20 protein-coding genes are annotated in these 18,644 nt (G+C 70.0%); 14 read left to right on the top strand and 6 right to left on the bottom strand.

The annotated features are described in order from the left end of the window. Positions 1-2 precede the first annotated feature (2 nt). Positions 3-707: a metallophosphoesterase gene (locus KYK13_RS13755; RefSeq protein WP_223646608.1), complete on the bottom strand. Its 705-nt coding sequence runs from the start codon at positions 705-707 to the stop codon at positions 3-5. Further along, positions 691-1,515 carry a nucleotidyltransferase gene (locus tag KYK13_RS13750; protein ID WP_223644816.1) on the bottom strand — a complete coding sequence of 275 codons (825 nt, stop codon included), beginning with the start codon at positions 1,513-1,515 and terminating at the stop codon, positions 691-693. Before KYK13_RS13750 ends, KYK13_RS13755 begins: the two co-directional genes overlap by 17 nt. A 243-nt stretch (positions 1,516-1,758) precedes the next feature. Here KYK13_RS13750 and KYK13_RS13745 point away from each other — a divergent pair, with 243 nt between their 5' ends. From KYK13_RS13745 to KYK13_RS13710, 8 genes are all read left to right on the top strand, one after another. After that, the gene (locus KYK13_RS13745) at positions 1,759-2,754 is read left to right on the top strand and encodes a hypothetical protein (protein WP_223644815.1); all 996 of its coding nucleotides are present in this window, start codon (positions 1,759-1,761) and stop codon (positions 2,752-2,754) included. Between the two features lie 28 nt (positions 2,755-2,782). Continuing rightward, a complete protein-coding gene (locus KYK13_RS13740) occupies positions 2,783-3,325 on the top strand; it encodes an RNA polymerase sigma factor (protein WP_223644813.1) in 543 nt (180 codons plus the stop codon). Then, positions 3,322-4,110, top strand: coding sequence for a zf-HC2 domain-containing protein (locus tag KYK13_RS13735; RefSeq protein ID WP_223644811.1), 789 nt, complete (start codon positions 3,322-3,324; stop codon positions 4,108-4,110). Before KYK13_RS13740 ends, KYK13_RS13735 begins: the two co-directional genes overlap by 4 nt. After that, positions 4,107-5,750 (top strand): caspase family protein, encoded by a 1,644-nt coding sequence (locus KYK13_RS13730; protein ID WP_223644809.1) that lies wholly within the window; start codon positions 4,107-4,109, stop codon positions 5,748-5,750. The genes KYK13_RS13735 and KYK13_RS13730 overlap by 4 nt, the downstream gene beginning before the upstream one ends. An 11-nt stretch (positions 5,751-5,761) precedes the next feature. Beyond that, on the top strand, positions 5,762-6,730 hold the full coding sequence (locus KYK13_RS13725; protein WP_223646606.1) for a hypothetical protein: 969 nt from the start codon (positions 5,762-5,764) through the stop codon (positions 6,728-6,730). 165 nt (positions 6,731-6,895) lie between these two features. Next, the gene (locus tag KYK13_RS13720) at positions 6,896-8,125 is read left to right on the top strand and encodes an AmpG family muropeptide MFS transporter (RefSeq protein ID WP_255654235.1); all 1,230 of its coding nucleotides are present in this window, start codon (positions 6,896-6,898) and stop codon (positions 8,123-8,125) included. Positions 8,126-8,272: 147 nt separating this feature from the next. Further along, positions 8,273-9,910 carry a phosphoglucomutase (alpha-D-glucose-1,6-bisphosphate-dependent) gene (gene pgm / locus KYK13_RS13715; RefSeq protein ID WP_223644805.1) on the top strand — a complete coding sequence of 546 codons (1,638 nt, stop codon included), beginning with the start codon at positions 8,273-8,275 and terminating at the stop codon, positions 9,908-9,910. A gap of 57 nt (positions 9,911-9,967) precedes the next feature. Beyond that, a complete protein-coding gene (locus KYK13_RS13710) occupies positions 9,968-10,324 on the top strand; it encodes a DoxX family protein (RefSeq protein WP_223644803.1) in 357 nt (118 codons plus the stop codon). Between the two features lie 6 nt (positions 10,325-10,330). Here KYK13_RS13710 and KYK13_RS13705 read toward each other — a convergent pair whose 3' ends face one another. Beyond that, positions 10,331-11,281 (bottom strand): SDR family oxidoreductase, encoded by a 951-nt coding sequence (locus KYK13_RS13705; protein ID WP_223644801.1) that lies wholly within the window; start codon positions 11,279-11,281, stop codon positions 10,331-10,333. A gap of 351 nt (positions 11,282-11,632) precedes the next feature. Between KYK13_RS13705 and rpoZ the strand changes: the two genes are divergently transcribed. Beyond that, positions 11,633-11,872 (top strand): DNA-directed RNA polymerase subunit omega, encoded by a 240-nt coding sequence (gene rpoZ / locus KYK13_RS13700; RefSeq protein ID WP_014395366.1) that lies wholly within the window; start codon positions 11,633-11,635, stop codon positions 11,870-11,872. A 6-nt stretch (positions 11,873-11,878) separates the two neighbouring features. On the opposite strand, the gene KYK13_RS13695 is transcribed toward rpoZ, so the two are convergent. From KYK13_RS13695 to KYK13_RS13685, 3 genes are read right to left on the bottom strand one after another with little or no spacing between them, the layout of a single operon-like run. Further along, positions 11,879-12,355, bottom strand: a complete 477-nt coding sequence (locus KYK13_RS13695; protein WP_223644799.1) for an NUDIX hydrolase — start codon at positions 12,353-12,355, stop codon at positions 11,879-11,881. A 39-nt stretch (positions 12,356-12,394) separates the two neighbouring features. Next, positions 12,395-13,066 carry a hypothetical protein gene (locus KYK13_RS13690; protein WP_223644797.1) on the bottom strand — a complete coding sequence of 224 codons (672 nt, stop codon included), beginning with the start codon at positions 13,064-13,066 and terminating at the stop codon, positions 12,395-12,397. Continuing rightward, on the bottom strand, positions 13,056-13,655 hold the full coding sequence (locus tag KYK13_RS13685; RefSeq protein ID WP_223644795.1) for a hypothetical protein: 600 nt from the start codon (positions 13,653-13,655) through the stop codon (positions 13,056-13,058). The genes KYK13_RS13690 and KYK13_RS13685 overlap by 11 nt, the downstream gene beginning before the upstream one ends. 440 nt (positions 13,656-14,095) lie before the next feature. Here KYK13_RS13685 and groES point away from each other — a divergent pair, with 440 nt between their 5' ends. The 5 genes from groES to KYK13_RS13660 all read left to right on the top strand — a co-directional run bounded on the left by groES (position 14,096) and on the right by KYK13_RS13660 (position 18,600). Next, on the top strand, positions 14,096-14,386 hold the full coding sequence (groES, locus tag KYK13_RS13680) for a co-chaperone GroES (protein ID WP_223644793.1): 291 nt from the start codon (positions 14,096-14,098) through the stop codon (positions 14,384-14,386). A 47-nt stretch (positions 14,387-14,433) separates the two neighbouring features. Then, entirely contained in the window at positions 14,434-16,086 is a 1,653-nt protein-coding gene (gene groL / locus KYK13_RS13675) for a chaperonin GroEL (protein WP_223644791.1), read from the top strand. Positions 16,087-16,252: 166 nt separating this feature from the next. Continuing rightward, positions 16,253-16,510, top strand: a complete 258-nt coding sequence (grxC, locus tag KYK13_RS13670; RefSeq protein ID WP_223644789.1) for a glutaredoxin 3 — start codon at positions 16,253-16,255, stop codon at positions 16,508-16,510. A gap of 99 nt (positions 16,511-16,609) precedes the next feature. Continuing rightward, positions 16,610-17,014, top strand: coding sequence for a hypothetical protein (locus KYK13_RS13665; protein WP_223644787.1), 405 nt, complete (start codon positions 16,610-16,612; stop codon positions 17,012-17,014). A 203-nt stretch (positions 17,015-17,217) separates the two neighbouring features. Then, positions 17,218-18,600 (top strand): sigma 54-interacting transcriptional regulator, encoded by a 1,383-nt coding sequence (locus tag KYK13_RS13660; RefSeq protein WP_223644785.1) that lies wholly within the window; start codon positions 17,218-17,220, stop codon positions 18,598-18,600. The last annotated feature ends 44 nt before the right edge of the window (positions 18,601-18,644 follow it).

The raw sequence follows: 18,644 nt of genomic DNA, 5'->3' as shown, positions 1-18,644 counted from the left end.
CGCTAGACCTCCATCAGGGCGAAGCGCTGCTCGGGCGTGAACTTGGTGAGCAGCGGCATCGCGACGTTGAACACCGGGATGCCGCTCTTCGTCTTGCCCTCGCGCGAGCCGTGGTGCGCGTGGCCGTGGAAGACGCAGGCCGCGCCGTAGTGGTCGATGGGCATCGACAGGCGGCTCGTCCCCAGGAAGGGACGGATCTCGATGTTCTCCCCCTCCAGCGTCTCCGGGATGGGGGCGTAGTGCATGATGACGACCTTCTTCGGCGTGTCCAGGTGGCTGAGCGCGGCCTCCAGCTTGAGCGACTCCGTGACGGCCTCCTGCACGAAGGCCTTCGTCTGTCCCTCGCCGAACGCCTGCAACGTCGCGTTGCCGAAGCCGCCCCCGAAGCCCTTCACCCCCGCGATGCCCAGCACCTTCTCGAAGATGAAGTGGTCCCCGTCGAGGATGTGCACGCCGACCTTGGAGAGCTCCGTGCAGATCTCCTTCACCTGTCCGTGCTCGTAGTCGTGGTTGCCCAGCACCGCGGCGCAAGGGACGCGTAAGGCCGAGAGTTCCTCGGCCAGCACCTTGCCCTCCTCGATCAGCCCGCGGTCCGTCAGGTCCCCGCACAAGAGCAGCACGTCCGCCGAGGCGTTCACCTGTTTGATCAGCTGACGGAACCGCCCGTGCTGATCCTCGCGGCAGTGCAGATCACCGACCGCTGCCAGCCGAATCTTCGAGCTCGGATCTCGCGCCACGGGCTCCCCCCTCGGGTCTGTCCTGTTCGTCCCACGCCCTGCCGTCCCCAAAGCCCCAGTGGTGGATGTCCACGTGATAGTTCACCTTGGACACCAGGTTGCCCCGGCACAGCTTCTCGTCCCAGCGGCCATCGCGCACCGTCTGGAGCGTGCGGCTCATCAGCTCCGTCATCACGTAGTTGGGCACGATGTCGCGCTCGCTGGGATAGGCGAAGCGGAACATCATCAGGTGGCTGAGCAGCACCTCCCAGTAGCGGTCGAAGCGCCGGAGGATGCGGTCCCAGTCCATCTCCCGCCCCGCCTTGAGGATGAGGTGGTTGATGTCCGCGCCGTCATAGCGCTCGCGCTCGGTGACGAAGGCCTTGGACCAGATCATCTCCTCGGCCGGCGCGATGAGGCACTCGTAGCCGAAGATGGTGGCCTTCCTGGCGTGGGTGAACCACTCGTCGTCCACCGTCGCCACGCCGTTGCCGGAGGAGAAGATGAAGTCGACGAAGTAGTCCCCCTTGTAGGCCTTGTAGAGCCAGACCTCATCCGGACGTTCCGTGCGCCAGCCATCCTTCTCCAGCACCTCCAGGGCGCGGATGGCGTCACGCTTGCGCGGGAACAGGTCCAGGTCCTTGGTGTCGCGGTAGATGCCGGTATAGGTGGCGTAGGCATACGCCCCGCCCACCACGAACGGCACCCCGGCCTCGTGCAGCAGACCGACGGCTCTGGCGCGGGCGTTGATCTCGTCCGGCGCACGCTCCCGCTCGGCCAGCGTGGCGTCCGTACCCATCTCCCCGGGATGGTTCGGGTGTCGTTTTTCCATGGGCGAAAGGTAGGGATGGCCCATTTCAACCGTCGGGCAGGCGGGCGCGGGCGCCCGGAGAGCAGGCAGCCAGCCTCCAACCAATTGGTATCACTGCGCTTTTCCGGCCCAAGCGAGCGCTTTTTCTGTTTTCCGGCTGGCCTGTGTCCATAGGGGCGAAGTCACTGCCACACGGCCCGCACGAAACGGGCCCTGAAAGGACACCCGACCATGCTGCGCAAGAGCCTGCTGTGTGCCTCTCTGCTGTTCGCCGGTTGCAACGCGGGACAGCCCGACGAAGCGACGTTCCGTGACGGCCTGCCCTCCAAGGAGATGGTGCAGGTGAACGCGCCGAAGGAGAACGGGCAGGGTCTGAAGGCCGAGGGCCCGGCCGCGACGGCCACGCAGGGTCAGACGGCGGACTACTTCAAGGCCACGGTGGCCGCCACGGTGGTGGTGAACGGCGGCACGCTCTGGGTGCTGAACCTCATCGAGCAGATCACGAAGTATCCGCCGACGACGCTGGAGGAGAACAAGGCCGTGTGGGGCCCCAGCACGGGCCCGATGGACCTCGTCGCGTGGCGGCTGACGGTGACGAAGTCCGGGGAGGCGTCGTTCTCCTGGGTGCTGGAGGGCAAGCCGAAGCAGGCGGAGGACAGCGCGTTCCGGGCGGTGCTGTCCGGCGCGCAGACGGTGGAGGTGGGCTCGGACGGCGAGCGCAAGCGGGGCTTCGGCTCCGGGCAGTTGCTCATCGACTGGGACGCCGCCTTCACCCTGCCGGGCGCGGACAACCATCTGGGGACGGTGGACATCCGCTATGCACGCGCCAGCGCGACGTCGCAGGTCACGGTGGACGCGGACTTCCACCAGGTGCGTGACGAGGAGGACGACGGCAAGCGCGTGGACGCGAAGTACCACTACCAGGCCTCGCCGACGGCGGGGGGCGAGTTCGACTTCGTCACGCACAAGAACATCGACATCGGCGACCTGAACCGCCTGAAGCTGGAGAAGCTGTCCATCAAGAGCCGCTGGGCGGCGACGGGCGTGGGGCGCTCGGACGTCAAGGTGTCGGAGGGCGACCTTGTTGGCGAGGCCACCCTGAACGAGTGCTGGGACGCGCACTTCCTCAGCACCTACTTCCGCGTCAGCGTGGACCCCCGCCAGGGCTACGGCGAGGAGGCGAGCGCCTGCGGCGGGTTCACGGCGGCGGTGTACTCGTCGCTGTGAGCGGTGTCGCGGTAGGCTTGCGCCTCGCGTGACCGGACCGACCCCGCTGGCCCTGAAGGTGGTGCCTCCCCGTCCCAACGAGGACCGGCGGGCCGTCCTGCGCGACCTGTATGTGAAGTACGGCGGCAGCGTGCGTGAGCGCTGCCGCTACCTGCTGAAGGACGCGAGCCGGGCGGAGGACGCGATGCACGACGTCTTCGCCCGCGCGCTCGTGCACGGGGACTCGTTCCGGGCGGAGGCATCTCCGCTGACGTGGCTGATGAAGATTGCCACGCACCACTGCCTCAACCAGCTGCGCTCGGAAGGGGCGGCGTGGCGGCGGTGGTTCGCGCGGGACGCGGCGGCCCGTCCGGAGGGCCACGGTGGAGCGGAGGCGATGGAGACGCGCGACCTGGTGCGCAGGCTGCTGGCCCGGGTGGACGCGGAGACGCAGGCGGCGGCGATCCACTACCACGTGGACGGGATGACGCTGGAAGAGGTGGCCGCGGTGCTGGGGCGTTCGGTGCCCACGGTGCGCAAGCGGCTGGAGCATTTCGCGGAGCTGGGTGGAGAGGAGCTGAGCGTCCGATGAGCGCGCACGAGTCGAACTGGACATTGCGCCGCCTTCACGCCGGCGAGCTGCCCGCGCAGGAGACCCACCGCGTCCGGGAGCATGTGCAGGGATGCGCGGCGTGTGGCGCGACGCTCCGGTCCTTCGCGGACGCCCAGGCGGCCTTCGAGGCGGAGGTGCCCTTCGAGCGCTTCGAGGCCGGCGTGGAGCGGGCCCGCGCGCGGCAGGAGATGAAGGCACCGGCGACGCGCGCGCAGTGGGTCCGGCCGCTGCTGGCGGTGGCGGCCTCCCTGGTGGTGCTGGTGCTGGCGCGTCCGCTGCTGGGGACCAGAGGCGGAACGGATCCGGCCCAGCCGCCCGTCGCGGGCAACCGCCTCAAGGGGGGCGCGAGCGCGGAGCTGCGGATTGGGGGCGGAGTGGATCCGCAGCGGGTGGCAAGCACGGAGGCGCAGGAGGCACTGCAACCCGGAGAGCGCGTGCGGCTGGGCTACACGGCGGACGCGTACCGCTACGTGGCGGCGCTGTCCGTGGACGCGCAGGGTGAGGTGACGCCGCTCTATCCGGAGTCCGGGGACAGCCTCGAGGTGGAGCCGGGCGCGGGGCAGCACTGGCTGCCGGAGAGCGTGGAGTTCACCGGCGCGGGCGCGGAGCGCGTGGTGCTGGTGCTGACGGAGTCGCCCCTGTCCATGGCGGCCTTGAGCGACGCGGCCCGGAAGTCCTTCATCGCGGCGGGCCGGGACGTCACCCGCATGGCCCCGCTGGATGTGGCGGGCGCGCAGACGCAGTGGGTTCTCTTGAAGCCATGAGCGACGGTCCCGTGAAACAGGTGTTCGCTCCCGCGGCGGCCTGGACCCGGGCCCTGGGCTCGGCGATACGGGCGTCGCTTCCCGCGCTCGTCCTGGCCTCCACCGCCGCGCATGCGGACACGCTGCACCGCTTCGCGCTCATCGCGGGCAACGACACGGGCGGCGCGGACACGCGGCCCTTGAGCTACGCGCGCGACGATGCGCGCAAGATGCACGACCTGCTCACGCGGCTGGGCGGCGTGTCCCCCTCCGACGCGAAGCTCCTCCTCGACGGCGACGCGAAGAACTTCCTCGTCGCCCTGTCGGAGCTGGAACAGCGGGCCCGCGATGCGCGGGCGCGCGGTGAGCGCACCGCGCTGTTCGTCTACTACTCCGGCCACGCGAAGGACGGCGCGCTGCGGCTGGGCGACTCGCGGCTCGCCTTCGACGCCCTCAAGCGCCGGCTGGCCGACGCGCCCGTGGACATCCGCATCGCCATCCTCGACTCCTGCCGCTCCGGCGCGCTCACCCGCACCAAGGGCGCGCGCAAGGCCCCCGCCTTCGACGTGGAGTCCGGCGCGGCCCGCGATGCGCGAGGCGTCGTCATCCTCACCTCCAGCGCCTCGGACGAGGACTCGCAGGAGTCGGACGCGCTGGGCGGCAGCTACTTCTCCCACCACCTGGTCAGTGGCCTCCTGGGGGACGCGGACCGCAGCGGCGACGGACGCGTGACGCTCTTCGAGGCGTACTCACACGCCTACGCCCGCACCGTCGCGGACACGGCCGACAGCAGCGCGGGCCCCCAGCACCCCACGTTCAGCTACGACCTCGCGGGCAACGGAGACCTGGTCCTCACCGACCTGCGCGCGAGCGCCGAAGGCCTCATCGTCCCCGGCAACGCCCCCGCTGGCCCCTACTACTTCGTGGATCCGGGCGGGCTCGTGGTCGCGGAGCTGGACAAGACCGCGGACGCCGAGCGCCGCGTGGCCCTGGCCCCGGGCACGTACCGCGTGAAGCGCCGGCTCAGCGACCGGCTGCGCATTGGCGAGGTGGAGGTCGCGCGCGGCCGGACCACCATCCTGCAGGAGCCGCGCTTCAAGGACGCGCCCTTCTCCGACGACCCCGTGAAGGGCGCCATGAGGGACCGAGGCGCCTGGTGGGCCTTCGGTCTCACCGGCGGCTTCCAGTCCTTCTTCGACGCCCAGACGCGGCAGTCCCTCTTCCTCTCCGTGCCCCTCTTCGGCGCGGAGGCCGAGCTGCACGACTACTTCCGCCGCGACTGGGTCTGGGGCTTCGACGCGGCGGTGGGCGGCACCCACGGCCTGCTGACGCTGCCCACGCTGGAGGGCCCCGCGTACCGCTACTCCGTGGTGAACGTGGGCACCAGCCTCACCGCCGAGTGGCCCGTGGGCCGCTTCGCGCCGTTCGTGGGCGTGCGCGTCGCGTACCTCATCATGGGCCGCAAGTTCGACGACGGAGCGTTCCCGGATCAGCGCTTCGCCATGGTGTCCCCGGGCCTCGCGACCGGCGCGCGCTTCCAGCTCTCGCGCCACCTGAACCTCACCGCGAGGACCCGCCTGCAGTACCTGCAATACACCGTCGACGCGCAGCGCTCCCTGGGCTTCTGGGAGATGTCCGCGCTGCTCACGTACGAGCCATGAGGGAGCCCGTGATGCGAAATCTTGCCCTGGCCCTCCCCTGCGTCCTCGCGCTCGCATGCGGCGGCGACTTCTCCAACGACGACCTGGAGTTCCAGAACGCCCTGCCCCAGCGCGAGGACCTGGCCGCGAAGCTGCCGGCCTCCGCCCGCTCCGGCCAGGACCTGGGCACGAGCGTCCAGCGGCTGGGAGCGGCGCAGGTGCTGGGCGGCACGTCACGGCTGGCCCTCCAGGCCTACATCGCGGGCAAGCGGTTCAACACCAGCGTGGACGCGCTGCTCGCCCTGCTGGAGCTGGTCCGCAACGCCCCGCCCACCACGCGCGAAGCCGACCGGCGCATCTGGGGCCCCTTCCCCGCCCAGGACCACCCGGGCCACGAGCTGCGCTTCGTGATGGAGCGCCAGGACACCTCCTTCGCCTACCTCCTCCAGTTCCGTCCGCGGGGCGGAGGCGAGGGCGAGTGGTGGACCTACCTGCCTGGCACCTTCAAGGCGGGCGGCGGCATCCGCAAGGGGACCGGCACGCTCGCGCTGGACCTGAAAGCGGCCCGCGCGCATGGCTTCGAGACCGGCGGGGACGCGAACGCGGTGGACCGGCTGGACATCGACTACCAGACGAAGGCGCTGCCCACCCGCGTGGAGCTGCTCTTCACGGACGTGGGTGCCGCGACACCGGACACCCGCTATGCGTCGCGTCGGACGCCGGAGGGGCTGGGAGAGATGGCGTTCCGGCTGCCCGGGGAGGACCTGATTCCCGGCGGGCTCCTGGAGACGCTGGACATCGTGGCACGCTGGACGCCGGACGGCCGCGGCGTGCTGGTGCTCAACATCCTGGAGGGGGACGCGAAGGGCGCGAAGTACACGGAGTGCTGGGACGCCCAGACGCGCGTCACCTTCATGGCGCGCAACTGGGACTTCATCACCCCCACCGAGGGCAGCCGCGCCACCTGCCCGGACGTGTCCGCGCTGGACGTCACGCCCTGAAGAGGCGCCCGGGCTTCGGCCCGGACAGCAGCCGGGCGGACAGTCCCAGCCCCGAGGAAGGTGACGGGCCGGGTGGATTCTCTATGCTGGCGGCTGTTTCCCCGCGCCCCCATGCCCAACTCCTCGCTTCTCACCGTCTTGAAGAGCCGGCGAATCTGGCTCCTGATGGCCGTCGGCTTCGCTTCCGGCCTCCCCCTGTGGCTGACCGGCGTCACGCTGTCCGCGTGGATGAAGAACGAGGGGGTCAATCTCAAGACGATTGGCGTCTTCAGCCTGGTGGCGCTGCCCTACACGTTCAAGGTGCTCTGGGCGCCGCTGATGGACCGCTACACGCTGCCGTTCCTGGGCCGGCGCCGCGGCTGGATGCTGCTCACGCAGCTGCTGCTCATGGGCGCCATCGCGGCCATGGGGCTGGTGAACCCGAAGGACACCCCCGTCGCCATGGCATGCATGACCGTGGTGGTGACGTTCCTGTCCGCCAGCCAGGACATCGTCGCGGACGCGTGGCGCACGGACATCCTCACCCTGGAGGAGCGCGGGCTGGGCAACTCGATGTACGTCACCGGCTACCGGCTGGGAATGCTCGTGGCGGGCGGGCTCGCGTTCATCCTGTCGGACCACCTGGGCTGGTCCATGACGTACCACGTGATGGGCCTGCTCATGGGCGTGGGCGTGGTGGCCACCCTGCTGGCCCCGGAGCCGCAGAGCGTGAAGCCTCCGCGCAACCTGGCGGACGCGGTGGTGCGGCCCTTCGTGGACTACTTCCGCCGCAAGTACGCGCTGGGGGTGCTCGCGTTCCTGGTGCTCTACAAGCTGGGGGACGCCATCGCCGCCAGCATGGTGACGCCCTTCTACATCGAGCTGGGGTTCTCCAACACGGAGATTGGCGCGCTCAGCAAGACGCTCGGCATGCTGGCCACCATTGGCGGAGGCCTGTTGGGCGGCGTGCTGATGGTGAAGCTCAGCATGCGCCGCGCGCTGTTCATCTTCGGCGCCGCGCAGGGCCTCACCAACCTGGCCTTCATGGCGCTGGCGCTGGTGGGCAAGAACGACCTGATGCTCGCGGGCACCATCGCCGTGGACAACGTGTGCACGGGCCTGGGCGTCACGGCGTTCGCGGCCTTCCTGATGTCGCTGTGCCACAAGAGCTTCAGCGCCACGCAGTACGCGCTCCTGTCCGCGCTGGGCACCATCGCCAACCGGCTCATCGGCTCCGTGTCCGGCTACCTAGCCACATGGATGGGCTGGCCCACCTTCTTCGCCTTCACCGCCGCGGCGGCCTTCCCCGCGCTGGTGCTGTTGATGTTCCTGCCGGAGACCGCCGCCCAGCCCCAGGAGGACGAGCCCCCCGCCCCCGAGGCCGCCCCGCCCGCGTCCGTCGCCGTGGCGCGCTGACGCCTTCGGGACACGCGGCCCCGTCCGGACTGCCCGCGCTCCCGCCCGCTATTGGACGGAGCGCGTCAGGGCGGGTGTAGCGCCCGACAGGGGACGCCACTTCGCCTCCCCTTTGGAAAGCGCGCGCGGCTAGGGTGGCGCCCCGTCATGGCACACCCTTCCGCTGGCAAGCCCCTTCCGCCCGAACAGCTGATCAACCCCGAGAAGCTGCGCGCGCAGTACCACGATGACACGCCCGACGCGTCCGTGGCCGAGCAGCGCGTGGCCTTCGGCACCTCCGGACACCGGGGGAGCGCCGCGCGCCGCAGCTTCAACGAGGCGCACATCCTCGCGGTGGCGCAGGCCCTGTGCGAGTACCGCAAGCAGCAGGGCTATGACGGCCCGCTGTTCCTGGGCATGGACACGCACGCCCTCTCCGAGCCCGCCCAGCGCACCACGCTGGAGGTGCTGGCCGCCCACGGCGTGGAGGTCCGCTATACGGACGGCGCCACGCCCACGCCGGTCATCTCCCACGCCATCCTCACGTACAACCGGGGCCGCAGGAGCGGGCTCGCGGACGGCATCGTCATCACCCCGTCCCACAACCCGCCGGAGGACGGCGGCATCAAGTACAACCCGCCCAACGGCGGCCCCGCGGACACGAACGTCACCTCGCTGGTGGAGAAGCGCGCCAACGAGCTGATGGCCGCGGGCAACAAGGGCGTGCAGCGCGTCCCGTATGAGAAGGCGCGCACGAGCGCCTCGGTGAAGCCCTACGACTTCATCACGCCGTACGTCGCGGACCTGGTGAACGTGGTGGACCTGGAGGCCATCCGGGGCGCGAAGCTGAAGCTGGGCGCGGATCCGCTCGGTGGCTCCAACCTGCATTACTGGGAGCCGCTCGCGAAGAAGTACGGCCTGGACCTCACGGTGGTGAACCCCACCGTGGACCCGACCTTCGGCTTCATGCCCGCGGACCACGACGGGAAGATCCGCATGGACTGCTCGTCGCCGTACGCGATGGCGAACCTGGTGAAGCTCAAGGACCGGTACGCGCTCGCGTTCGGCAACGACACGGACTCCGACCGCCACGGCATCGTCACCCGCAGCCAGGGACTGATGAACCCGAACCACTACCTGGCCGTGGCCATCAGCTACCTCTTCCGCAACCGCCCGGGCTGGAAGGCGGACGCGGCGGTGGGCAAGACGCTGGTGAGCAGCAGCCTCATCGACCGCGTGGGCAAGGACCTGGGCCGCCGCGTGGTGGAGGTGCCGGTGGGCTTCAAGTGGTTCGTGGACGGGCTCCTGGACGGCTCGCTGGGCTTCGGCGGCGAGGAGAGCGCGGGCGCGTCCTTCCTGCGCAAGGACGGCACCGTGTGGACCACCGACAAGGACGGCATCATCCTGGACCTGCTCGCGGCGGAGATCCTCGCGCGCACCGGCAAGGACCCGGGCGAGCACTACCAGGACCTGACGAAGAAGTTCGGCGCGCCGCTCTACACGCGCATCGATCAACCGGCCACGTCCGCGCAGAAGGCCGCGCTGAAGAAGCTGTCGCCAGAGGCGGTGAAGGCCACGTCGCTGGCGGGCGAGCCCATCCTCCAGCGCCTCACGCGCGCGCCGGGCAACAACGCGGACCTGGGCGGACTCAAGGTGACGACGGAGAACGGCTGGTTCGCCGCGCGCCCGTCCGGCACGGAGGACGTCTACAAAATCTACGCGGAGAGCTTCCGCGACCAGGCGCACCTGGACGCCATCGTCCAGGAGGCGCGCGCCATCGTGGGCGAGGCGTTCGCCGGAAAGTAGGCGTGGACGCAGGCGCCTCGCGCAGGGTTCGATGCCGCGCGAGGAGCCCCACCGCCCATGGACGTGAAGCTCATCCTGCAGTACGTGCTCGCGCTGTTCATGATCGCCGCGGGGGTGAACCACTTCCTCAAGCCCCGCGTGTACATGCGCATCATGCCGCCGTATCTCCCCTGGCACCGGGAGCTGGTGCTGCTGAGCGGCGTGGCGGAGGTGCTCCTGGGCATCTTCCTGCTGGTGCCCGCCACCACGCGGCTCGCGGCCTGGGGGCTGGTGGCGCTGTTCGTCGCGGTGTTCCCCGCGAACCTCCACATGGCCCGGCACCCGGAGCAGTTCCGGAAGATTCCCCGGGCACTGCTGTGGGCGCGGTTGCCCCTGCAGGCCGTGCTCATCGCCTGGGCGCTCTGGTACGTCTGAGGGCCGTCAGCGCCAGAGGGGCGCGTGGTCCTCGATGTACTGGCGCACCGTGCGCGTGGGGCGGCCCAGCAGGTTGGTGAGCGTGGGGTCCACCTGCTCTGCCTTCCCGAAGCGCAGCCCCACATGCATCAGCGTCTGCATGCCCAGCTGGCCCCAGGACAGCCGGCGCTGGTGCAGGTGGCGCACGTAGCCGGGCACCGACGCGGGCACATAGCGGATGGGCCGGCCCAGCACCTCCGACAGCACGGACGCCACCTCGTCGAACGTCACCGCCTCCAGCCCGGTGAGCGTGAACGCGCGGTTGCGCAGCGACGTGTCCAGCAGCGCCCGCGCCGCGACCTCCCCCACGTCGCGCACGTCCACGAAGGCCACCTTGCCGTGGCCCGCGGGCATGTAGAGCCGGCCGTCCTGCCGGATGTCCTCGCGGTACGCGTCCCCCAGGTTCTGCGCGAAGAACGCCGGACGCAGCAGCGTCCACCCGAGGCGGGAGCGCTTCAGGTGCTCCTCCACCGCATGGTGCGGCGCCCACGCGCGCGTCTCCGCGCCAGCCATGGACAGGAACACCACCTGCTTCACGCCCTGGGTCGCGGCGGCGTCGATGAACGCGTTGAGCACCCCCTCCACGTGCGCGATGGCCGGCGGCCGCATCAGGAACACGCCCCGCACACCCTCCAGCGCGGGGAGGAACGTCTCCGGCCGCAGGAAGTCCAGCGGCGCCGGCATCACGTCCCCGTCCATCTCCTTGAGCAGCGACACCGTGTGCTCGGGCGACTTCACCGCCGCGCGCACCGGCACCCCTTCCGCCAGGAGCGCGCGCACCACCGCCCGCCCCACGTTGCCCGTGGGCCCCGTGACGAGCACCGGCCCGCTCACCACGGCCACGCCCCCCCAAGCCCCCACCCCACCCCCCGCCACCCGCCCGGAACGGCCGGCGCCGCGAGACACCCCTGCGCTCATGCGGAACCTCCTCTTGCGAGCCCGCACCCCGGAAACGTGCCGGAGACGGGGTGATGTGGACCCACCCTGGCGTCCCATTCCCTACTCTGAAAAAACGCACCCCTTCGGATCCGTTGAGGCGCGCGCTCTCAAACTCCGGAGGATGAGAAGAAAGCTTACGACAGCCAACACGTCGTGTGTGAGTGGGCTGGCTGGCGGGCGCTCGCCAGGGATGGGCAGGCGGGGAGGCAGCACCCGGCTGGGCGGCCCGGCGGTGCTTTCGCGGCGCGCCATCCTTCCTTGACTGATCCAGGGGTGCTCTTTAGGTTGAGAGGCTTCCACCGGCTCGGTCAGAGCCTAGAAGGATGTTCCATGGCCCGCGTTACCGTTGAAGACTGCCTTCCCTACGTGGACAACCGGTTCGCGCTGGTGCTCCTGGGCGCCAAGCGCGCGCGCCAGCTGATGGCCGGCGCCCGCCCCATCATCGAGACCTCGAAGAACAAGCCCCCCGTGCTCGCCCTGCGCGAGGTCGCCACCCAGCGCGTGAAGTTCGACCGCGACGTGCGCGAGGCGCTGTCCGGCAAGTACGTGGGCGAGGAAGCCAAGAAGTAGCTTCCCCTACCCCGGCTCCTTCCCCTCCACGGGGGGAGGGGCCCCGGGCGCCAGGCCCTGGGCGCGCATCCACCGCAGCGCCCGGCCGGCGACGGCCTTCTCACCCTTGTAGCCCAGCGCCGGAATCAGCCCCTCGAGCGGCATCCAGCGCACCTCGTCCACCTCCACGCGCGGCCCCGGCAGCGGCCCCAGCTCTCCCGCCTCGTAGCGGAAGAGGAAGAAGTGGACGCGCTTGAAGATGCGCTGCCCCCGGAACTGGTAGACGTAGCGGATCTCCCCCAGCGGCGCGAGCAGCGCCACGGCGGTGAGGCCCGTCTCCTCCCGCACCTCGCGGCGCGCGGTCTGCTCCGGCGTCTCCCCCGGGTCCACGTGCCCCTTGGGCAGCGCCCACAGGTGGCGCCCGTGCGGACGGATGACGGCCACCACCCAGGCACCGTCCTGGAAGCGGATGACAATGCCTCCTGAGGACGCCTCGCGTGGCATGGCTCCACCCTACCCGAAGCGGGCGGTGGCCGGGGACCCTCAACCGCCATGCGCGAAGTGGCGCAGCTTGGCCTCCGCCCCCAGCCGGTAGGCATAACGCAGGTCGCCGAGGAGCCGGTCCAGCCGCAGTCCCTCGACGTGCGGCATGAGCCGCGCGCAGAAGCGCCGCGACAGCCGGTTCGCCTCTTCGTAGCGCCAGCGCTCCTCCGCCGACAGCAGGGGCTGGTACGCGACCCGGTCGAAGAGGCGCGTCAAGAGCTCCCGCGCCCACGCGGCCACGCCCTCCCCCCAGCGGTGCAGCAGGCAGACCACGAACTTGTCCACCTCCGCCTGGGCCTCCAGCTCCAGCAGCGACACCGTGCGCTCGTAGTGCGCCGTGTGCGCCACGTAGAGGAAGTGGCTGACGCCTTCGGTCACCTGGCAGTAGCCGTCCAGGTCGCCCTCCAGCACCGAGCCCAGGGGGCTGCCCGCGTAGCGCGCCATGCGCTCGCGCAGGGAGGCGTCCAGGTAGAGCGCGACCTCCAGGTCGCCCCGGGCCTCCAGGACCAGGAGCTCCTCGTGCACGCGTCCGGTGCCGCCCAGGAGCGCGGCGACCTCCGCGTCCACCACGACGAAGGCCTCCGCACGGGCCTCGCACCGGAAGCCGTAGATGGCCTCCAGGTGGGCCTGGAGGCGGCCCACGAGCGGGAACTCCCCGGTATCAGTTGGCAAGCGACCCCTTGCGCGGGACCCAGCCCGCGTCCACCAGCACGCGCTCCAGCTTGTCGTTGCCCGTGCGGGCCCAGGTCTCATAGACGCGCAGCGCCCCGGCGGGGCCCGCGCTCACCAGGCCGCGCGCGCCGATCTCCTCCAGCACCTCCGCGAGCGAGCGGAACTTGTCGCACAGCTCGCGGTACACGCCGGTGAAGCCACCCGCGGGAACGAGCTCCGCCACCTGCCCGTACGCCGCGCCGCCCATCTGGATGTAGTAGTCCGGGCCCACCATCCCCTGCTGCAGCGCGCCCGAGAAGAAGCCGACCTTGTAGAGCGACACGTCGCCCAGCCGCCGCAGCGTGCGGATGCGCTCCTCGCGCTCCTGCTGCAGCGCGCGGTGGTACAGCTCCGCCAGCGGCTCGTGGTCGCGGCGTCCCTCCGCGTCACGGCTGAACAGCTTGTCCGTGGCCGCGAACTCCGCCAGCAGGTTCACCAGATAGAACTCGGTGGACTCGCCCAGCGCCACCCGTTGCCGGGCCGCGACCTCCAAGAGGAGCTCCCGGAAGAACTCCTTCAGCGAGGAAGAGGACGTCACCAGTCCGCTCATCGAGCACACCTCCCGGATGAAGCCTGGAAGGCCCCCGGGCCGGCGCCCGGACCTTCCAGGACACGCTTGTGACAAGCCTAGTCACCCGCCCCCGGGCAGGCAAAACCGACCCGAGTCTTATCAAGCACTTACGCTGGCACTCAGGCAGGCCGAGTGCCAACCGCCGGACACCGGGGACGGCCTGGCGGGCAGGGTGCCGCGCGGGAATGTTTTTCCGAAAAGCCCAATCAGGACGGGCGTTTAGACGCATCCGGACAGATGTCCCGACGTCGCTTGACGGGTCGAAGTCCCTGGTTATTATCCGCCGCGCCTGGGCGTTAGCACTCAGCAGGTGCGAGTGCCAACGCCGGGGCCCACAGGCCCTTTTTCAACAACCCCTGCGGCATCCCGGTCCGGACCTCCCGTCCGCCTCCGGCGGCCGCGATTCACAGGAGCAAGCCATGAAGATTCGTCCCCTGCAGGATCGGCTCATCATCAAGCGCGTCGCCGAGGAGAACAAGACCAAGGGCGGCCTCTTCATCCCCGACACGGCGAAGGAGAAGCCGCTCGAGGGCAAGGTGATCGCCGTCGGCAACGGCAAGGTGCAGGAAGACGGCAAGGTGCGCCCGATGGACATCAAGGCCGGCGACACCATCCTCTTCAGCAAGTACGCGGGCACGGAGATCAAGATCGACGGTGAGGACCACCTCATCCTCCGTGAAGAGGACGTGCTGGGCGTCATCGAGAAGTAAGCCGCCCCCCTTCCTCCCAAAACCCTTTCCTTTCGAGGTTTCAGACCATGGCGAAGGACATCATTTTTGAAGTGCGCGCGCGCGACGCCATCCTGCGCGGCGTGAACACCCTGGCCGACGCGGTCAAGGTGACCCTGGGGCCCAAGGGCCGCAACGTCGTCATCGAGAAGAGCTTCGGCTCCCCCACCATCACGAAGGACGGCGTGACGGTGGCGAAGGAGATCGAGCTCGAGAACAAGTTCGAGAACATGGGCGCGCAGATGGTCAAGGAGGTCGCCTCCAAGACGTCTGACGTCGCCGGTGACGGCACCACCACGGCCACCGTGCTGGCGCAGGCCATCTTCCGCGAGGGCGCGCGCCTGGTGGCTGCGGGCCACAACCCGATGGACATCAAGCGCGGCATCGACAAGGCCGTCGCCGCCATCACCGCCGAGCTGAAGACGCTGGCGAAGCCGACCAAGGGCAACAAGGAGATCGCCCAGGTCGGCACCATCTCCGCCAACGGTGACACCACCATCGGCCAGATCATCGCGGACGCGATGGAGAAGGTCGGCAAGGAGGGCGTCATCACGGTGGAAGAGGCCAAGGGCCTGGACACCACCCTGGACGTGGTCGAGGGCATGCAGTTCGACCGCGGCTACCTGTCCCCGTACTTCGTGACGGATCCGGAGCGCATGGAGGTCGTGCTGAACGACGCCCTCATCCTCATCCACGAGAAGAAGATCTCCTCGATGAAGGACCTGCTCCCCATCCTGGAGCAGGTGGCGCGCGCCGGTAAGCCCCTGCTGATCATCGCCGAGGAGGTGGAGGGCGAGGCCCTGGCCACCCTGGTGGTGAACAAGATCCGCGGCGTGCTGAACGTGGCGGCCGTGAAGGCGCCGGGCTTTGGCGACCGCCGCAAGGCCATGCTGGAGGACATCGCGGTCCTCACCGGCGGCCGGATGATCGCCGAGGACCTGGGCATCAAGCTGGACACGCTGACGCTCCAGGACCTGGGCCGCGCCAAGCGCGTCACCATCGACAAGGACAACACCACCGTCGTGGACGGCGCGGGCAGCCAGACGGAGATCGAGGCGCGCGTGAAGCAGATCCGCGCCCAGGTGGAGGAGACCTCCAGCGACTACGACCGTGAGAAGCTCCAGGAGCGCCTCGCGAAGCTCGTGGGCGGCGTGGCCGTCATCAACGTGGGCGCCGCGACCGAGACGGAGATGAAGGAGAAGAAGGCCCGCGTGGAGGACGCGCTCAACGCGACCCGCGCGGCCGTGGAAGAGGGCGTGGTGCCCGGCGGCGGCGTGGCCTACATCCGCTGCCTCAAGGCCCTGGAGAACCTGAAGGTCGCCGACGGCGAGAAGTCCGGCGTGGACATCATCCGCCGCGCCGTCGAGGAGCCGCTGCGTCAGATCGTCGGCAACGGCGGCCTGGAGGGCAGCGTGGTGGTGAACAAGGTCAAGGAGGGCACGGGTCCCTTCGGCTTCAACGCCGCCACGGGCACCTACGAGGACCTGCTGGCCGCGGGCGTCATCGACCCGGCCAAGGTCAGCCGCACCGCGCTGCAGAACGCCGCGTCGGTCGCCTCGCTGATGCTCACCACCGAGGCCATGGTCGCCGACCGCCCGAAGGCGGACGACGACAAGGGCGGCGCCGCCGGCGGCATGGGCGGGATGGGTGGCATGGGCGGCATGGGCGGCATGGGCATGTAGTCGCCCCACCCTTCCCCGCTGCTTCGGGGGATGGGACTTGACGGCCTCCGGCGCCCCCTGGGTTCCGGGGGCCGTCGTGTTTCCAGGGGCCAGGCACACGCGAAGGCCGTGGCCCCGCGCGCAACCGCCCCTTAGGTTTGGCATCAAGAGACCCGGGAGGAAGACCATGAAGCCGGTGAAGATCTACACGACGACCTACTGTGGCTTTTGCGTGCGGGCGAAGGACCTGCTCAAGCGCAAGGGCGTGGCCTACGAAGAGGTGGACGTCACCGGAGACGACGACGCCCGCGCGAAGCTGGTGGAGATGAGCAACGGTCAGCGCACCGTGCCGCAGATCTTCATCGGCGACACGCACGTGGGCGGCTACTCCGACATGGCCGCGCTCGACCGCGAGGGCAAGCTCGACCCCATGCTCAACGCATAGGCAGCCAGGCGGCCGGGCCCCGGGTCCGGACGCCACCCGCATCCGTGCATGCCTACCTTCTTCGCCAGGGCATTCACCCCTTTCATGGGAGGAGCACCAATGGCGGGTGGACAGGAAGTCACGGGGACCCGGGATGAACACCACGACCTCATCAGCACGCTCTACCACCTGCTCAAGGGCGCGTCGGTGAGCGAGCAGTACCTGCGCGACGCGGAGGCCGCGGGGGACCAGGAGCTGGCGCAGCTCTTCCGCGACTGGCAGGAGGAGCAGCGCAACCTGGCCGAGCGCGCCAAGAACCTGCTGGGCGCGCGGATGATGAACGCACAGGCCAGCACGGGCGGCACCGCGAAGGCCGCGAAGGGCGCGTCGAGGAAGGCGCCCACGCGCGAGCTGAGGGGCCCCACCAACGCCAGCGTGCGCTCGGGCGGAGGCCCCGGCGACGACGCGGTGGACGAGCAGTCCAAGGAGTCGTTCCCCGCGAGCGACGCCCCCGCGACGTACTGACGTGCGGAAGGAATCCAGGAGGCCGGCCCGACGCCCCCGGTAGGGGCGGACGGGCCCCTTCTGTCTTCACCTTCAACGGACGTTTCCGGACCCACTTCTTCCGCTTGCCCCGTGTGTCCAGTCCCCCCTAAAGAGGCGGGATTCAGGGCGACGAGGGGTGTTTTTGCCCCCCACGCCCCGTTGAGACCCAGGGGTCCGTGAACATGATTGACAGACCGGATGTCACCGAAACCGTCCACGCGGAGCGCGAAGGCCAGGCCACTCGCGTTCCCCTTCATGAGTGGACTGTGGAAGTGGTGTCCGGTCCGGACAAGGGCAAGAAGGTCACGACGCGGGACTCGCTGGTGCGCGTGGGCTCGGACGCCGCGGGTGACCTGGTGCTGAGCGACCCGACGGTGAGCCGCCGCCACCTGGAGGTGGAGCGGCTGCCGCAGGGCCTGCTGCTGCGCGACACCGGCAGCCGCAACGGCACGTTCCTGGACGGGCGCCGCGTGCTGCAGGCCTTCGTCTCCAGCGGCGACAAGGTGGAGCTGGGCAAGACGAAGCTCGCGGTGAAGGTGGCCGCCCACGCGACGGAGGTGGAGGTCGCGGGCGCGGAGTCCTTCGGGCAACTCGTGGGCAGCTCGGAGAAGATGCGCTGGGTCTTCACGGAATTGCGCCGCATCGCGCGCGAGGACATGAACCTGCTCCTCGAGGGTGAGACGGGCACGGGCAAGGAGCTGGCCGCGCGCGCCGTGCACCAGCACTCGCTGCGCCGCCACGGCGCCTTCAAGGTCGTGGACTGCAACCTCATCTCCGAGGAGAAGGCGGAGCGCGAGCTGTTTGGCGGGCTGCGCGCCGGGGAGAACGAGGACAAGGGCGCGCGCGGCATCTTCGAGGCGGCGCGCGGCGGAACCCTCTTCCTGGACGAGGTGGGCGAGCTGCCCCTGTCCGTGCAGGGCAAGCTCCTGCGGGTGCTGGAGACGCGCGAGGTGCCGTCGCTGGACGGGCAGCCGGTGGCGGTGGACGTGCGCGTCATCGCCTCCACGCACCGCAACCTGGAGGAGGATGTGCGCCAGGGCCGCTTCCGCGCGGACCTCTACTTCCGGCTCGCGGTGGCGCGCGTGCGGCTGCCGCCCCTGCGCACCCGCCGCGACGACATCCCCACGCTGTCGCAGGCCCTGTCGCGCGGCATGAAGGCCGCGCTGGAGCTGACGCCGCAGACGCTGGCCCTCTTCGAGGGCTACGACTGGCCGGGCAACGTGCGCGAGCTGCGCAACGTGCTGGAGCGCGGCGCCCTGATGCAGGAGACGGGCAACACCAGCTGGCTGGACTTCCTGGCGCACGCGCCCAAGCGCACGGAGGGGGCGGAGCCCGCCACCAACGTGGCCGCCATCGTCACCGGCATGCCGTACCACGAAGCGAAGGACCGGGTGCTCGCGGACTTCGAGCGTCTGTACTTCGCGGAGGTGATGCGCGAAGTGTCCTTCGACATGAAGGCCGCGGAGCAGCGCACCGGCCTGTCCATGCAGAGCCTCTACCGCCTGTTGAAGAAGAACGGGCTCCGCCTCAAGGACCTCAAGAACGCCGAGGGCCTGGAGAAGTGAGCGCCCGACCGCAGTCCCCACCACCCCAACCGGGAGAAAGCCTC

This window comes from Corallococcus sp. EGB (genome assembly GCF_019968905.1).
Lineage (GTDB): Bacteria > Myxococcota > Myxococcia > Myxococcales > Myxococcaceae > Corallococcus.
Note: the sequence above shows the minus strand (reverse complement) of the source record. Positions and strands in the feature narration are given on the sequence as shown.

Excerpts from the sequence above, each read along its gene's own strand:
- KYK13_RS13745 (WP_223644815.1), top strand. The coding sequence starts at position 1,759 with ATGCTGCGCAAGAGCCTGCTGTGTGCCTCTCTGCTGTTCGCCGGTTGC.
- KYK13_RS13735 (WP_223644811.1), top strand. The coding sequence starts at position 3,322 with ATGAGCGCGCACGAGTCGAACTGGACATTGCGCCGCCTTCACGCCGGC.
- KYK13_RS13705 (WP_223644801.1), bottom strand. The coding sequence starts at position 11,281 with ATGAGCGCAGGGGTGTCTCGCGGCGCCGGCCGTTCCGGGCGGGTGGCG.
- KYK13_RS13730 (WP_223644809.1), top strand. The coding sequence starts at position 4,107 with ATGAGCGACGGTCCCGTGAAACAGGTGTTCGCTCCCGCGGCGGCCTGG.
- KYK13_RS13750 (WP_223644816.1), bottom strand. The coding sequence starts at position 1,515 with ATGGGTACGGACGCCACGCTGGCCGAGCGGGAGCGTGCGCCGGACGAG.
- groES (WP_223644793.1), top strand. The coding sequence starts at position 14,096 with ATGAAGATTCGTCCCCTGCAGGATCGGCTCATCATCAAGCGCGTCGCC.
- KYK13_RS13660 (WP_223644785.1), top strand. The coding sequence starts at position 17,218 with ATGATTGACAGACCGGATGTCACCGAAACCGTCCACGCGGAGCGCGAA.
- grxC (WP_223644789.1), top strand. The coding sequence starts at position 16,253 with ATGAAGCCGGTGAAGATCTACACGACGACCTACTGTGGCTTTTGCGTG.
- groL (WP_223644791.1), top strand. The coding sequence starts at position 14,434 with ATGGCGAAGGACATCATTTTTGAAGTGCGCGCGCGCGACGCCATCCTG.
- KYK13_RS13725 (WP_223646606.1), top strand. The coding sequence starts at position 5,762 with ATGCGAAATCTTGCCCTGGCCCTCCCCTGCGTCCTCGCGCTCGCATGC.
- pgm (WP_223644805.1), top strand. The coding sequence starts at position 8,273 with ATGGCACACCCTTCCGCTGGCAAGCCCCTTCCGCCCGAACAGCTGATC.
- KYK13_RS13720 (WP_255654235.1), top strand. The coding sequence starts at position 6,896 with ATGGCCGTCGGCTTCGCTTCCGGCCTCCCCCTGTGGCTGACCGGCGTC.
- KYK13_RS13710 (WP_223644803.1), top strand. The coding sequence starts at position 9,968 with ATGGACGTGAAGCTCATCCTGCAGTACGTGCTCGCGCTGTTCATGATC.
- KYK13_RS13665 (WP_223644787.1), top strand. The coding sequence starts at position 16,610 with ATGGCGGGTGGACAGGAAGTCACGGGGACCCGGGATGAACACCACGAC.
- rpoZ (WP_014395366.1), top strand. The coding sequence starts at position 11,633 with ATGGCCCGCGTTACCGTTGAAGACTGCCTTCCCTACGTGGACAACCGG.
- KYK13_RS13695 (WP_223644799.1), bottom strand. The coding sequence starts at position 12,355 with ATGCCACGCGAGGCGTCCTCAGGAGGCATTGTCATCCGCTTCCAGGAC.
- KYK13_RS13685 (WP_223644795.1), bottom strand. The coding sequence starts at position 13,655 with ATGAGCGGACTGGTGACGTCCTCTTCCTCGCTGAAGGAGTTCTTCCGG.